Annotated in this window: 1 protein-coding gene; it reads right to left on the bottom strand. The window is 62.7% G+C overall.

Annotated features, from left to right (window positions below):
* Positions 1 to 16: 16 nt before the first annotated feature.
* Positions 17 to 960, bottom strand: a protein-coding gene (locus NKI17_RS36825) for an IS630 family transposase (protein WP_352907948.1) whose coding sequence is annotated in 2 segments (ribosomal slippage) — positions 17 to 624 and positions 624 to 960 — 945 coding nt in all. Because the reading frame shifts where the segments join, the coding sequence is not laid out codon by codon here.
* Between the last annotated feature and the right edge of the window lie 88 nt (positions 961 to 1048).

Genomic DNA, 1048 nt, shown 5'->3' with positions numbered 1-1048 from the left:
CTAGAGCACATCCTGTTTAATCCGGTTCATATCCTGCGGCTTTGAAGTAGTTGGCACATTCGGCTGGCGTGAAGAGGTCGAGGACCGCGCCGACCGCGTCCCACAGGGCCTTGATAGTTCTTTCGGCTTTGGCTCGCATAAGAGCCTTGAGTTTTGAGAATGCGTTTTCGATCGGATTGAAATCGGGGCTGTAGGGCGGCAGGAACATGAGCCTCGCGCCGGTCGTCTCGATCGCCTCTCGCACGCCGGCCGCCTTGTGGGCAGGCAGGTTGTCCATGATGACGACGTCGCCCTGCGACAGGGTCGGAACCAGAACCTGCTCGACATAGGCTAGGAACACGTTGCCGTTCATGGCGCCGTCGTAGACGAACGGAGCGGTCATGCCCGTCAGCCGTAACGCCCCGGTGAAGGTGGTGGTCTTCCAATGGCCGTGCGGCACACCGGCCCGGCAGCGCTCACCGCGCGGCGCACGTCCCCGCAGACGGGCCATCTTGGTCGACAGCCCGGTCTCATCAATGAAGACGAGCTTCGCTGGATCGAGATCGAGCTGGCCGTCGAACCAGGCGCGACGGCGCTTCAGGATGTCGGGGCGGTCCTGCTCCAGTGCGTGTGCGGACTTTTTTTGAACGTCCACCCGTGGCCGCGAAGCCATGCGCTCACGGCGCTGCGGCTGATCCGCACCGACCGCTCGTCCCCCAGCCGCTCTACCATCTCGTTCAGCGTGATGTCCTTGCGCTCACCGATCAGCCCGACGATGAAGGCTTCGTGGGCATCAAGGCTGGACGCGCGTCGGCGGCCTTGCGGGCGCGGCATCCGCTCGCCGATCTTTGCCCGTGCGATCCACCGGATCGCACTCGATATGCCGACGCCGAACCGCGCCGCCGCCTGCCGGGCCGACATGCCCGCGTCCGAAGCCTTCAAGACCCGGGATCGAAGATCGCCGCTCAGTGCTCTTCCCATCATCCACCTCCGTCAAAGTGGATGTTGAATCAGCAAAGAACGCATCCGTCACATCACAATCGATTCATCAATCACAGGACATGCTCTA

The organism is Mesorhizobium sp. M0816 (genome assembly GCF_040320005.1).
Classification (GTDB): Bacteria; Pseudomonadota; Alphaproteobacteria; order Rhizobiales; family Rhizobiaceae; genus Mesorhizobium.
Note: the sequence above shows the minus strand (reverse complement) of the source record. Positions and strands in the feature narration are given on the sequence as shown.